The organism is Vulcanisaeta distributa JCM 11217 (assembly GCF_001316005.1).
In the GTDB taxonomy this organism is placed as follows: domain Archaea; phylum Thermoproteota; class Thermoprotei; order Thermoproteales; family Thermocladiaceae; genus Vulcanisaeta; species Vulcanisaeta distributa_B.
The window spans coordinates 61,513-73,957 of sequence record NZ_BBBJ01000009.1; the positions used below are offsets into that span (position 1 = coordinate 61,513).

Below are 12,445 nucleotides of genomic sequence, written 5' to 3' on the forward strand. Positions count from 1 at the left end.
TTAATAAGGCTGTTTAAATATTAATTGTCTTAGAATGATTTATAAAGGGGGGGTCTTTCTTCATTAATGATGTAAGGCGGTTACTACGTCCGAGTCCGAAAGACCGAGAAGGAGAAACTTCCAAAGAGGTAGGGGCAGAGGTCCAAGAGGTCCTAAGCCTGTAAATGTTGGTGATGTGCTGGAGGTAAACATAGTTGAGACGTCCAAGAGGGGTGACGGTATTGCCAGGGTGAAGGGTTTCGTTATCTTCGTGCCCAATACAAAGCCAGGAGATAAGGTTAAGGTTAAGATAACGAAGATCGGCAGAACATACGCGGTGGCTGAGGTCACGCAGGAGGGAACGCAAACGACGACGCAGGGAGCCACTGAGGGTACGGAGGAAGAGACTGGAACCGAGGAATTCGAAGAGGAGTCTGAGGAGTAGCGCTTTCATTAACTTAGGTTCCTACTGAATTAAAATTATCTGTGCAGTGTTCTCCTGATTATTATCTCAGGTCCTTTCAGTACTGAGAACTTGATCATGGACATAGGCACTTGGTAATACCAAGTACTTCCTCGCATTATCCTCTTAATAAGGTTCCTGGTATTTGATATGGAAAATGCACTTACACCAAGCCTTCCCATGACTAAGTGATCAATTCCATAAGTACCCAATGATAAGTAATAAGCCAATGATAAGTTCCTAATTAATGGTCTAATAACCCCCCAGATAATTATTTGCAAACTCCGCTGGATTACTTGAGTGCCTTAAGGCTAATGCCGCTAATGCACCGCTATACATTGCGTAGAAAATGCCCTCGCCAGTGGTTGGGTCAGCAAGTCCAGCCGCATCACCAACCAGGGCTATGCGCTTAGAGACTAATTTATCGCGGGCTCTAATCGGTATGGGATGACCACGTACATCCCCCTCTCGTAACCCAAGCTCACCTATATACTTAATTAATTGGGTCTTGTAGTTACCCCAATGTATTGATCCAATACCAACATCATACTCTCCATTACCCCGCGGAAATACCCATGAGTAACCCCACTTAATCCTCGTCATATCTATTATACACGCATCATTTAAGTAACTGCCATGCGCTATGGTCATGAATGCCATCGCCGTATTCCTCCTAATATCATTACCCAGTTGCTTCGCTATTACAGAGTTAGCGCCATCAGCGGCAATCACGTACCTGCCAGTATACGTATTGTTCATACCAACAACATTTACGTACTCTCCATGAACGTTAACCCTAATAACCCTATCAACAAGATACTCAGCGCCGATTTTTAGGGCATTAGATAGTAAGTAATTATCGAATTCGTCCCTGGAGACCACGCTTATTATTGGCTCATTATCAGTCAGTAGGAAGGAACCAGCACTATTAATGACAACCACTCTCCTACATGCATCCCTAATTACGCCATTTAATTCAATACCGAGATTCTTAAGTAGAGTCACAGACTTCTGCGTTAAACCACCCCCACAGTTTAACCCTTGGAAATCGAAATCTATCTAATACTAATACCCTCAAGCCAAGCCGTGCGGCTATGTACGCGGCTATCGAACCTGATGGGCCGGCACCAATCACTATGGCATCATATATATTGACCATGCCCACCTAAAATGGAATAGGCACTTTTAATTCATAAACCCTCCATTAATTTCCAGACAATCATCTACGTGGGATTACTAGTCTGAACCCATACAAAAGAATTGCTAATATGCTGGCTATGTAAAACGTAGTTAGCAATTGATTATTTAATATCAATATTATCATTACAGTAATTAGCATTAGAATAATTGATAATTCATGAATTAAGCCCCCCCTTAGGAATGAGTATCTACGGGTCAGGTAGCCCTTTGGTGTTGGTGTCCACTCCCACTCATCTGTTATTAATGACTCTATTGAGTATATGAGCATTGGAAATGACATCAGCGCCGCAAGTAGGGCTGATTTTGCAGCGTTTACCAGGAAGTCCCATGCTTTATAACCAATACCGCCGCTGATTAACCATAGTATTATAGTCAGTGGCAATGTGACGATTGCGTTTAGCGCCTCAAGGAGTAGTATTGGTATTGGTGGGATTAAAACGCCAATTACTGAAAGGACCACGGTTGTAAGTATTGATAATGCGGCAAAGGACATGCTTGGGAATTGAAGCATCCAAAGCACGCCATCCACCTTCTCCCATATAGTGGCGTCATTGCTCATGAGTAGTAACCTCAGGTTATGCTTCATATTCCAAATGCTATTAAATAACCACCTACTGAACTGCTTCTTGAATGCTAGATACGTACTCGGCACCTCACTGTAAACGTCAGAATCGATTAGCCCAACCTTATAACCTCTCGATCTCAATCTTATACTAAGATCAAGGTCTTCACCTGTGCACTCGCAAAAGCCATTAATTGAATTAAGGACTTCCCTCCAAATCACTAGGTTGTTCCCAGTTATTGCCGGAAAACCACCGCTTAGAAATCTACCCCTAATGAAAACTTCATTATACACATCGTACATGAACTTTAGGAGTCTCGAAATAGCATTATCAGTTATGTAGTAGCCCTTCCATACCGCGGTGACGGCATCATAACCACTTAATAATGCATTAACAGCCTTTAATAAGTAGTCGCTGGGCATTACCGTATCAACATCGAATACGGCGATAACCTCACCCCTTGCGTACTTAATACCGTAGTTGAGGGCACCACCCTTATAACCCCCTATTAACTGCCCTATGTATTATCCTGGCATTTATGCCCAACCTACTCGCAATGGGCATTATTATCTTCGTAAGGCTGTTTACATAGTACTCAGGGTCATCACTTATAAATAACACCTCAAGTAGTTCCCTAGGGTAGTTTAGCGATGCTATGGTTCGTAGACTTCGTTCTATGGTTAAAGCATCCTCGTTCTTAATGGGTATTAGTATTGATATGAATGGTAAATCACGCAACGACTCACTGAACCTTCCTAACGAGTTGTTCCCATTATTACGTGCCCTTACGTACCTTAGACTCGTTATGCCATACCTCACTAATACTGCTATTTGTATAAGGCTTAGTATGAGCATGGTTATTGCTATTACGTACGTTACTGAGAGTATTGCCATTGCTACCGGCGTTAATGGTCTCGTTATTAACCCCCAGGGGTATTGGTTCATTACGTATTGCTGAATTAACTCCTTAGTCAATTCCTTAATCTCGATATACTCATTACTACTCATTACGTAATGCCAAGTATTAATTTAGACCCTTAATTTGTGTTTCTCTCACTCTCCATGAGCTCCTGAAGTTTTAATAATGCGTGTTTATAATCCATGGATAGAACGAGCAATTCGGTATCGCCGTACTTCGTTAATAACCCCCCCTTATCGAGTAATTCCCTAATACTGTCTTTAACGTCCTTACCCATTAATAAAGCATAAAGCGCTATTATCCTCTTAGCCTGTGCCGAAACCTCCGCATCAATTAACTCACTATAGATCCTGGAGATGCTCTCAGCAAGACTTACTAAGTCCTCAAGTTTGATGTCTCCCATAATCCTTATCTTAGAGCCATCTAGCTCGGCATTTACACCCCTAATCTGCAGTAGGTCGATTAATAGGTCAATGGGTATCGCAGCGCTAAGCCTAGCCTTACTAAGTATCAACGATACGTCGTAGGCGCGGACGCCGAACTTACCCCTCATTAACTTAATGTCATTATACACGCGCTTAATCTCCATGGAGTAAAGCTCAACCTCATGAGGCTCACCCTGTATTGAGACCCAGACCCTAATCCCACTGCCTGTGTCGTATCGAATCAGCAACTCCCTACTCTTAATCTTGCTAGTGAGCATTTCCATGAATGTCAACGCCTCACTCATGTTACTAAACGTGAATACAAACTCCCTACGCACTATTGATCACATTATAACTCAGGTAATGGGTTATAAGGATTTGGTGTCAGGTAACACGGAGACTACCACGTGGTACGGCATGCTATATACCTTAGCCACCTCGCCCTCTATTTCGGTGGCGATGTTATGAGCCTCGGTAATACTCATGTTCTGCGGCAAATACACTAATATGCGCATGGCGCTGATTCCCTCAATATCAATAACATTAATGTCGCCTATACGTCCACCATACTTAGAGCAAACAGCATTCACAGCCCTTCTAATCTCATCAATATTCCCCCCCACCCTTTTATCGGGTTCTAGGTGAATCCAAACCATTGCATTGGGTATTACCTGCCTTATCCTGCCCTCCACCTCATTTATGGCCTTATTAACATCGCCTAGCTTAGCATCACTCCTAACAACCACGTGCATACTTACTACCACACTGTTTTGGGATTTCATTATGTTCAATTCATGAATATTCATAATTAGTGGGTTCTTAATACCTGCAAGGGCTCTCTCCACCTTTTCGCGGAGCTCAGGCTCTACGTGAACCATGACTATTGATGGACCAACTTCACGCCTTATTGCTGATTCCACGTTGTCAGCGATACTGTGTGCCTCGGCAATACTTAAGTGGTCGGAAACCCCCTATTGTTACTTCTATATGAGCCATTGAGCCAATCCTCCTAGCCCTAACATCCTTCACTGAAACGACGCCCTGCACCGACTTGGTAATGTCGGTAACTCTCCTAATGAGGTCCTCAGACGTTCTATCCATTAATTCATCAATTGACGCCCTCATTATGCGTGCACTAATTACTGAGAAGTAAATGACTATTGCAAAGGCAACCAGGGCATCAAGGATTGTGCCCCACTCATTAAATAGGCTGATGCTTAACCTCTCCATTAATAAGCCGATAATCATAAGGGCAACGACGGAAACCTCAATGGCTACATCGCTCAGGAAGTGGTAAGAATCAGCCTCAAGAGCCCTACTATTCCACTTAGTCGCTACCCTCCTTAATGCCCTTGATCTATTCACGTCAATGGCTATCGCTATTGCCATAACGACTATGGCAATAACATCGGGGCTAAACGGCATCCTAGTTATTATACGCTCAGCGCTTTCATACCCAATGAGTATGCCGGCCACGATTATGAATAAAGAACCGAAAAGCCCGCCAATACTCTCAGCCTTACCATGACCAAATGGGTGCTCCTTATCGGGAGGCTTGGAGCCCACATTAACGGCGATTAACGTTATCGCTGTTACGAGAATATCAAGGAATGTGTGCATGGCCTCTGCAAGAACGGCGAGGGAATTTGTGAGTAGCCATGCGGTTATGTTCATAGCTGTTATTAGCACTGACGCTAGTAGTGAGAATAGGGCGACCCTAGTCTTCTCATTACTCATGTACGTGTAAAGGCTTTTCATGCCTACCTCATTATCCCGAGAATTGCTAATTAACCTATCTTTAGGCATGCTTTAAATCGATAACTGATTCGATATCAGTTTAAAAAGCTAACTGCTGGAGAAGGGTTTATTAACCCCAACTTTAGGGTAACCCTAATGATGCCAAAATCAGGAATTGGACTAATACAGTCGGCAAATCTAATATTGCTTTCACTAGCCATGGTGGTGCTTGGGCTTGGAATATTCAACATAAACTTCCTGCTACACCCACCAAGCCAGCTACCCGTCATCGAAATACTAATAGTGTCCTTATTCCTAGGAATGCTTCATGGAATAACACCTGATGAGCACACATGCCGATAACCTTCAGCTACGCAGTCGGTGAATACAGTACGAGAGGAGGCATGAAGGCGGGCTTCCTATTCTCACTAGGCTTCACGATACAGAGGGCCCTCTTAACGACACTAGGTTATATAGGGCTCGCCTACTTCTACATGAAGTATAATTTGGATGGTCCTGTCTATTTCGTGGTCGGTCTCGTAATGGCCATAGCAGGTTCATACATATTGAGGGGGGGTAAGTACATACACCTGCCAATTGATGTGCTACTTGGTGGGCATCAACACCATACAAATGAGGCTAAGAGAATACCACTTCATGAGGCTCATCCGAGGGAGGTTCCCATAAAGATGACTATAGTTCACGGATTAATAGCTGGGTTTGGCTTTGGTGCGTATGCTTCGATAATCACGTTCGTGTTAGCCCCCCCAGAGATGCCCAGTATTTGGTATGCACCATTGCCTGGTCTCATGTTTGGTATTGGTACGATGATAATGCAGGTAATACTTGGCGCAATATTTGGCGGTTCGTTAAGGGCTAAGAAGTTCACGGAGGAGGAGATTAAGTACGTTGGTAGGAAGACAGCGGGAATAACGCTTTACTATGGAGGTATCGTGTTTGCGTTAGTTGGTTTATTAATAATATTCCTACCACAAATTGATGCCTGGGCAATAAGCACAGGGATACCAATACCAAACCTAAACGCAATTGATATAGGCTTCCTACTAGTCATTTCGGTGGTTGGTATAATTGGTCTATACGGTATAATAAGGTCGTATAAGGAGGCCGTTAAAATACATAGGTTAAATTCCTCACATTAAATACAATGAAATTAAGATCTATTTAAATAAAATCAAAAAATAAAACTCTATCGGAATTAAGGTTTTGACTCGGTCTTTATTAATGCCAGTGCTTGAACAACCCTCCTCACAAGCTCCAGGTCTGCCTTAACCCTGTTATACACGTCCTCAGGTATTTCACCCCTAGCCTTGCTATCCTCAAGTTCCTTAATCATGCCGTCAACTTGGTCCGTAGTTAACGATGTTACATCCATTGACCTAAACCAGTGTTCCTTAATACCCTTATCAATCTCATCAATCTTTGACTTAGCCTCATCATACATATTAGTTAGTTTTGTTAAGGTATCCGTTAACTCCGCGGAGGACTTGGAGTACTCATCATCATCTATTAAGCCAAGTTCCTTCTTAACCTTAAGCATGTCCAGTTCCTCACGTATTGAGTCAATACTCGCCTTAAGTTCATTAATCCTGAGTTCCAGCAATATGTTATCAACATCCCAATTCCTCTTAACATTGCCAACGGCATTCTTGTAGTCTGACCACATGTTGTTAAGGCGTTTTATTTGTTCGGTGTAATTATCGTACGTCTTATTAATCTGCTTTAGTAACTCCTCGTAAATCTTCAGCATTTCCTCGCTCATGATATCACCCCCCCCTCAATCTCGGCCTTCAGCTTCTCATAAACCTCCTTACTAATCTTACCATCCCTATACATCTCCTCAAGCTTAGCCAGCGAGAGCTTAAGCTTACTGATCTCCGGCGTTACCGTAGTCATAAGCAACCTCTTATAATGTTGATTAATTGTTGATTCAACGTCTTGATACCTAGTATTCAATTCCTTAAGCTTATCACCAATCCTATCAAGCTTCTTCTGAATACTATCCTTAAGCTTATTATAAGTATCATCATTAATGAGGCCCATACTCCTCCTAAGCTCAACCTCTTTAAGATCCTCATTGTACTTATTACGAATCCTCTCAAGAATAACCATGTACCTCCTCAGCTTCGCCTTCTCAACCTCCCAACTCTGTCTGGTTGATTGCACGGAGTTCTCGTAATCCTTCCACTTATCATTAAGCGACTTAGCATTGCTCTCAAACTTCGATATTATCGACTCACTGCTCCTAATCAACTCATCCTCAGCATCACCAGCAATCTCAACACGTGCAGCAGTTGCAGCAACTGGTGCCGCGGTAACTACCTGCTGGGTTTGCTGCTGGGCCTGCTGTTGTAATGGTTGTACGGTCTGTGACGGTTTAGTTTCAGCCTTTGCCTGAGCACCCCCCCTAGTCTTCATGTACTGAACGTATATTGGACACTCAAAATAATCACCAAAGCAGTACCACTGGAATGGGTTAATTGGTCTCTGTGCATATGTACATACATAACCGCTTGCTGTCCTTTCAAGCCCTGGACAAACAGCCCTAGACATTATTAATAATCCCTGTATTTTAATTGTTTATATATGTTGCGTTGAATGATTTACGAAGCAATGGTCATGTTACTAACGAGTTAAGATAATCCTGAGGTACGCCAAGATCCACGTAATTACCATCGGTTAGAAAAACCATTATCCTCATACCACTTTGCCGTAGATACTCAATGTACTTATTCATGTCAAGTCGTTCCTTATTCAATCTCTTAATCAACGAACCTCTCATTACGTATATGCCAGTAACTATCGGCAGGGTAATAGTGGGTTTCTCAAGCCAACCCCCCCTAAATTCACCACCAGGACCTATATCAAGTACTCCATACCTGGCGGTTAATTTATACCTAATTGAAATTATGGTTACATCAGCGTTGCTTGATCTATGGTAATCAAGGGCCTTTAATAGAGGTACGTCAGTTAGTACATCGCCATTAATTACCACGACATCGTCATCGTCGTTCACGAGGTCTCTCACGTACCATAACTGACCCGCGGTACCCAATAATTGATCGGCAATGACGAACTTAATGCCAGGCATGGAATTGTTCAGTAATGAGATTACCTTATCGGCCATGTATGCGGTAACTACGATTAAATCATCATAATTAAGGCCTTGCGACTTTATCCAGTTCAGTATGTGTTCAATTATTAAACCATTGCGAAGTGGAAGGTAGGGCTTGGGAACTAGGTATGTTAATGGTCTAAGCCTCTCACCAAGCCCCCCCGCGGTTAGGATAACCGCTTTAATCATTCACGGTCTACATGTAATCCTTAAGTCCAAGCTTCTTAAGATGCTTATTAATCACAGAGGCCTGCTTATCAAGCTTCTTAGCCTCCTCAACAATATCCCTCTCCTTCGTCTCCATATTCCTAAGATCAAGCAGGCACCTACCGTCTGGAGCCATTACATGAGCCTCACAGACGGCGTACTGACATTTATAGCCAATGCAAGGTCCTCCAAACAATGTACATTGGGTAACCACCCTATTACCCTGCCTAACTATCTTCAACGCCTTCTTGGCGCACCTGAAGTATTGGAAGTTGCACCAAGTACCATCACAATACTTAACCTTAACCTGGGCGTTGACATTAACCTTAGACACGGTAATCCCCCCCTAACTCCTATACACAGTGTAGTCACTACATATATAAGTTTTTTCCATTACTAAATAACTTAGGAATAACCAAGCCTACTCAATATCTCATTAGCTAATTTAGCGTAACCAAGGGATTCGAGAAAATCAACGACCTCGTTTAACCTGGGCGATGATCTGGCGCCTTTTCGGGTGACCTTAAGCGATGCCGTCGCATTGGCAAAGATGAGCTTGTCTATTGGGTCTAGGTCTAGTACGGAGGCAACTACGTAAGCTGCGGCAAACGTATCACCGGCACCCGTGGTATCCACAGGGGGAACCTTAAATGCATCAGAGTACTTGACCTCACCATCCCTAAGTAATAATGCTCCGCGGGGGGGACCGAGGGTAACTATCAACTCCCTAACCCTAACCCTACTCGCTATATTCTCTGCAGCCCTAACAACATTCTCTGAATGACCTAACTCCCTAGCCTCGAAACTATTCATGAACCAAATGTCAACATTATTCATGACATCCCTAATAACGTCAAGCCCCTTCCTAGCTAGTGGCGTACCTCCATCAACAGAGACCGTTAGCCCCATGGACTTGGCAATGCGCTTTGCCATCTCAATGATCTCGGTTCTACCAAGGGCCACGTGGACGTGTGATACGCCGTTCATGACCTCATCAGTAATGTCATTGGGTGTTAATCCAAGGTTAGCCCCCCCTGAATACCTAATCATTCGCTTGGAACCATCGAGACCCACAATCACAATTACGGTGCCCGTCTTTTCATGGCTTATGCGCTTTATGAACCTTGTATCGACTCCCTCAGACTCCAATTCCTTAATGAGCATATCACCAAATTGGTCATTACCCACAGACCCAAGGAATCTAGAGCCGAGCCCAAGCCTCGCCACTGCAACGGAGAAATTAGCCGCTGAGCCTCCACCACCCATGTAGGTCTCGTACGCATCAACTGACTCATCAGGCCTTGGTATTGCGTCGGTTTTAACGTATATATCTAGGTTTAAGTTACCCATTGATAGTACTACGGCCTGCTTCTTCACGCGTAGCTTTATTAACTGGACTTATTAATTCTTAACCGTGGACAATGCGGTAGATGTAAAGAGGTTACTTGAGCTTAGGGATAAGTTGGATAGTAGGATTAAGGAGCTTCAGGAGGAGCTTGATCTATTGAATGAAGTTAAGAGCGTCATTGATAGTATAATTAAGTCGCAGTCAATAGTTCCTGCCACGGAGCTAGTGAGTAAGCCGCAGGACTTAGGCAAATTGGTGGAGACTAGGGAGATTAGGTCTAGGGTTGGTAATGAGTTATTGGGTACTGTCGAGGTTTATGAAAATGGTGTGAGCATTAAGCCAATAAAGCCCTTCAATAAGGATAATACGGCCTTCAGGAGGTTCTTTAGGGATAAGATACTCGAGGGTTTTAAGCAGGAGGATGATAAGTTGGTTAAGGATGGGCAATTAAGGCGTGAGGAGGCCTTTAATTATGAGATTAAGCTTGATGGTGATAATGTGGTTGGCATAGTCATTAGGAATTACAGGAGTGATGAGAGGCTTAGGGAAATAATTAGGGCGATTAGGTGGACGTTGGAGAGGGTGTTGAAGGAGGAAGGTGGTGAGTAATTTCATGGATTCGTGCCCTCCTCTATCTTTACCTTCTTCTGCTCCTTATATATCTCGAGTATTTCATCGACAGTCGTTGCCTGCTCCGGCGACTTATCCGTCCTATACCTCCCAGTGAACCTTGGGAACCTAATGGCCAAGCCAACGTCAGGCCTAATAGCACCCATGCAGCAGGTATGGAGTGGGCTTAGGGTTATCTCCGCACCTATTATCTCAAGAACCACTGCAGGCACGAACCACACATCAGGCTCCATCTTAGAGACAACCCTTGGATGTCTATGAGGTATCCTATACGGGTCAAGCATCTGCTTAAGCTTTACCAAGTCCTCATCTGTGAATCCACTACCCACCTTACTCACTGTGTAGAATTGATCGGTCTTTGGATCGTAGGCCGCGATGAGTAGCGCTCCGTATGTGCCAGCCCTCTTACCGCGGCCCCCCCAAAAGGCGCCCACGACAACCAGGTCAAGCGTGTCCGTCAACTCACTCCTGTAGTCGCGCTTATACTTAATCCAGAGCCAACCCCCCCTGGCGCCCATTTCATAAATAGAGTCAGCCTTAATGGACTTACACATCACACCCTCACAACCATCGCTTATAGCCTCATGGAAGAACTTATCAAGTTCCTCAGCATCATTTATTATCCTCCACGTCGCCAAATGAACATACTCACTGGGCTTAAGGATCTCTAACAACTTCCTCTTCCTATCAATGAGCGGCAGGTTTGTTAGGTCCTGACCATCAACGTACATGACATCGAACAGGAATATATTAACCGGGTACTCCTTCATAGCCTCCTTAATATCGTGCTTCCTCTTCCTATGCATCAACTCCTGGAAAGGCCTAAACTCACCCGTGTCTGGGTCAATAGCTATTATTTCACCCTCAACAATGAATTCCTTAGCGTCGATAGCCTCCTTAACGTATTCAGCAACGTCAGGGTACGCATGAGTTATATTCTCGAGCCTCCTACTGAATATTCTAACCTCACCATCTGGTCTTATGCACCTGGGCCCTCTCCCCATCATACTTATACTCAACCATCGCAGTACCACCAAGCTTAGCCAGTATCTCCGCCGGCGTATTTAGTCTCTCGGCAAGCATTGGCTGTATCGGCACACCAGGCGTCACGTGAATCTTGGCTAGGGCGTCCTGACCCTCCTGGGCAACTAGCCTAGCTATATAACCGAGGTCTGGGTAAATGTGGTAAGCCCTCTCGAGGGCATCCCTAGAAACTTTATATGCATCTGACAATGCATCAAGTATTGTCATATCAGCAACACCAAGTCTCAGCCTACCAATTACGAACCTGGCAATGTACTTAGCCTCCTCAGGCTTAGCCCTTGAGAATAGGTATGTTAGGAGCTTAACCTTAGTGTCCTGTGCCCCCTCACCACTTGCCTTGGCTATCGACATTAGCGTATCGTAGACCTTACCCATCGTCAACTCCTCAACACCTCCACCTCCGAAGAACTCAAGTATTGACTTACCACCACTCTGCTGAGGCTTACTACTCATTATTCTCCTGGCCGTCTCACCAACATCGCCAAGTCTCTTGTAAAGATCCTCAACCTGCTTAATGGGTGTGCCAGTGGCGTTGGCAATGGCCCTAAAGGTAAGCTTCTCGGCAACACCAAGCTCCACACCCTCCCAGTCAGGCCTTAGTTGACCAAGTATGAAGTAGATGACCTTATCAATGACGTTGGGTGGGGGGTCTTCTTGAGGAGTGATGAGAGTAGCTTAGCCATTACGGTCCTCTGAGTGGTCGCCTCAATACTCTCGAGTGCCTTCACCACATCGATGAACTTAATATCATTACTACCAGTGGACATCACTTTAATATACTCTTAGAGATTAATTAA

Annotated in this window: 15 protein-coding genes and 3 pseudogenes; 4 read left to right on the top strand and 14 right to left on the bottom strand. The window is 44.1% G+C overall.

Features of this window, described 5'->3' with window-relative positions:
• Nucleotides 1-124 precede the first annotated feature (124 nt).
• Nucleotides 125-328: pseudogene (locus tag JCM11217_RS10135) on the top strand (TRAM domain-containing protein); the annotation flags it as partial.
• Nucleotides 329-459: 131 nt separating this feature from the next.
• Here the strand turns inward: JCM11217_RS10135 and JCM11217_RS10140 are convergent.
• The 8 genes and pseudogenes from JCM11217_RS10140 to JCM11217_RS16150 form a co-directional block, all read right to left on the bottom strand.
• Entirely contained in the window at nt 460-672 is a 213-nt protein-coding gene (locus JCM11217_RS10140; protein WP_243679141.1) for a hypothetical protein, read from the bottom strand.
• A 22-nt stretch (nt 673-694) separates the two neighbouring features.
• Nucleotides 695-1,447, bottom strand: a complete 753-nt coding sequence (locus JCM11217_RS10145; protein WP_054842850.1) for a hypothetical protein — start codon at nt 1,445-1,447, stop codon at nt 695-697.
• A 49-nt stretch (nt 1,448-1,496) separates the two neighbouring features.
• Nucleotides 1,497-1,601 (bottom strand): annotated as a pseudogene (locus JCM11217_RS16130) (NAD(P)-binding protein); the annotation flags it as partial.
• 60 nt (nt 1,602-1,661) lie between these two features.
• A complete protein-coding gene (locus JCM11217_RS16135) occupies nt 1,662-2,654 on the bottom strand; it encodes a glycosyltransferase family 2 protein (RefSeq protein ID WP_243679180.1) in 993 nt (330 codons plus the stop codon).
• Between the two features lie 46 nt (nt 2,655-2,700).
• Nucleotides 2,701-3,213, bottom strand: a complete 513-nt coding sequence (locus JCM11217_RS16140; protein WP_243679142.1) for a glycosyltransferase family 2 protein — start codon at nt 3,211-3,213, stop codon at nt 2,701-2,703.
• A gap of 29 nt (nt 3,214-3,242) precedes the next feature.
• Nucleotides 3,243-3,887, bottom strand: a complete 645-nt coding sequence (locus JCM11217_RS10155) for a DUF2067 domain-containing protein (RefSeq protein WP_054842851.1) — start codon at nt 3,885-3,887, stop codon at nt 3,243-3,245.
• A gap of 30 nt (nt 3,888-3,917) precedes the next feature.
• Nucleotides 3,918-4,469, bottom strand: a complete 552-nt coding sequence (locus JCM11217_RS16145; protein ID WP_243679143.1) for a cation transporter dimerization domain-containing protein — start codon at nt 4,467-4,469, stop codon at nt 3,918-3,920.
• 4 nt (nt 4,470-4,473) lie between these two features.
• Nucleotides 4,474-5,307, bottom strand: coding sequence for a cation diffusion facilitator family transporter (locus JCM11217_RS16150; protein WP_243679144.1), 834 nt, complete (start codon nt 5,305-5,307; stop codon nt 4,474-4,476).
• Nucleotides 5,308-5,442: 135 nt separating this feature from the next.
• Between JCM11217_RS16150 and JCM11217_RS16155 the strand changes: the two genes are divergently transcribed.
• Both JCM11217_RS16155 and JCM11217_RS10165 read left to right on the top strand, forming a co-directional pair.
• Nucleotides 5,443-5,649, top strand: a complete 207-nt coding sequence (locus tag JCM11217_RS16155) for a hypothetical protein (protein WP_243679145.1) — start codon at nt 5,443-5,445, stop codon at nt 5,647-5,649.
• Nucleotides 5,640-6,446 (top strand): hypothetical protein, encoded by an 807-nt coding sequence (locus JCM11217_RS10165; RefSeq protein WP_243679146.1) that lies wholly within the window; start codon nt 5,640-5,642, stop codon nt 6,444-6,446. Before JCM11217_RS16155 ends, JCM11217_RS10165 begins: the two co-directional genes overlap by 10 nt.
• A gap of 56 nt (nt 6,447-6,502) precedes the next feature.
• Here the strand turns inward: JCM11217_RS10165 and JCM11217_RS10170 are convergent, their stop codons facing one another.
• The 5 genes from JCM11217_RS10170 to JCM11217_RS10190 form a co-directional block, all read right to left on the bottom strand.
• Nucleotides 6,503-7,066, bottom strand: coding sequence for a hypothetical protein (locus JCM11217_RS10170; protein ID WP_054842852.1), 564 nt, complete (start codon nt 7,064-7,066; stop codon nt 6,503-6,505).
• Complete coding sequence (locus tag JCM11217_RS10175; protein WP_054842853.1) at nt 7,063-7,857, bottom strand: hypothetical protein; 795 nt, start codon at nt 7,855-7,857, stop codon at nt 7,063-7,065. The genes JCM11217_RS10170 and JCM11217_RS10175 overlap by 4 nt, the downstream gene beginning before the upstream one ends.
• 64 nt (nt 7,858-7,921) lie before the next feature.
• Nucleotides 7,922-8,608, bottom strand: a complete 687-nt coding sequence (locus JCM11217_RS10180) for an NDP-sugar synthase (protein ID WP_054842854.1) — start codon at nt 8,606-8,608, stop codon at nt 7,922-7,924.
• A 7-nt stretch (nt 8,609-8,615) separates the two neighbouring features.
• A complete protein-coding gene (locus tag JCM11217_RS10185) occupies nt 8,616-8,960 on the bottom strand; it encodes a hypothetical protein (RefSeq protein ID WP_054842855.1) in 345 nt (114 codons plus the stop codon).
• A 71-nt stretch (nt 8,961-9,031) separates the two neighbouring features.
• The gene (locus JCM11217_RS10190) at nt 9,032-9,976 is read right to left on the bottom strand and encodes a carbohydrate kinase family protein (RefSeq protein ID WP_054842893.1); all 945 of its coding nucleotides are present in this window, start codon (nt 9,974-9,976) and stop codon (nt 9,032-9,034) included.
• 64 nt (nt 9,977-10,040) lie between these two features.
• Between JCM11217_RS10190 and JCM11217_RS10195 the strand changes: the two genes are divergently transcribed.
• Entirely contained in the window at nt 10,041-10,583 is a 543-nt protein-coding gene (locus JCM11217_RS10195; protein WP_054842856.1) for a hypothetical protein, read from the top strand.
• 2 nt (nt 10,584-10,585) lie between these two features.
• Here the strand turns inward: JCM11217_RS10195 and JCM11217_RS10200 are convergent.
• A pseudogene (locus tag JCM11217_RS10200) lies at nt 10,586-12,394 on the bottom strand (ATP-dependent DNA ligase).
• Nucleotides 12,395-12,445: the final 51 nt, after the last annotated feature.

What these genes read in the sequence shown, in the direction of transcription:
- JCM11217_RS16140 (WP_243679142.1), bottom strand. Translation starts at nt 3,213, where the DNA reads ATGAGTAGTAATGAGTATATCGAGATTAAGGAATTGACTAAGGAGTTA.
- JCM11217_RS16150 (WP_243679144.1), bottom strand. Translation starts at nt 5,307, where the DNA reads ATGAAAAGCCTTTACACGTACATGAGTAATGAGAAGACTAGGGTCGCC.
- JCM11217_RS16155 (WP_243679145.1), top strand. Translation starts at nt 5,443, where the DNA reads ATGATGCCAAAATCAGGAATTGGACTAATACAGTCGGCAAATCTAATA.
- JCM11217_RS10165 (WP_243679146.1), top strand. Translation starts at nt 5,640, where the DNA reads ATGCCGATAACCTTCAGCTACGCAGTCGGTGAATACAGTACGAGAGGA.
- JCM11217_RS10170 (WP_054842852.1), bottom strand. Translation starts at nt 7,066, where the DNA reads ATGAGCGAGGAAATGCTGAAGATTTACGAGGAGTTACTAAAGCAGATT.
- JCM11217_RS10175 (WP_054842853.1), bottom strand. Translation starts at nt 7,857, where the DNA reads ATGTCTAGGGCTGTTTGTCCAGGGCTTGAAAGGACAGCAAGCGGTTAT.
- JCM11217_RS10180 (WP_054842854.1), bottom strand. Translation starts at nt 8,608, where the DNA reads ATGATTAAAGCGGTTATCCTAACCGCGGGGGGGCTTGGTGAGAGGCTT.
- JCM11217_RS10190 (WP_054842893.1), bottom strand. Translation starts at nt 9,976, where the DNA reads ATGGGTAACTTAAACCTAGATATATACGTTAAAACCGACGCAATACCA.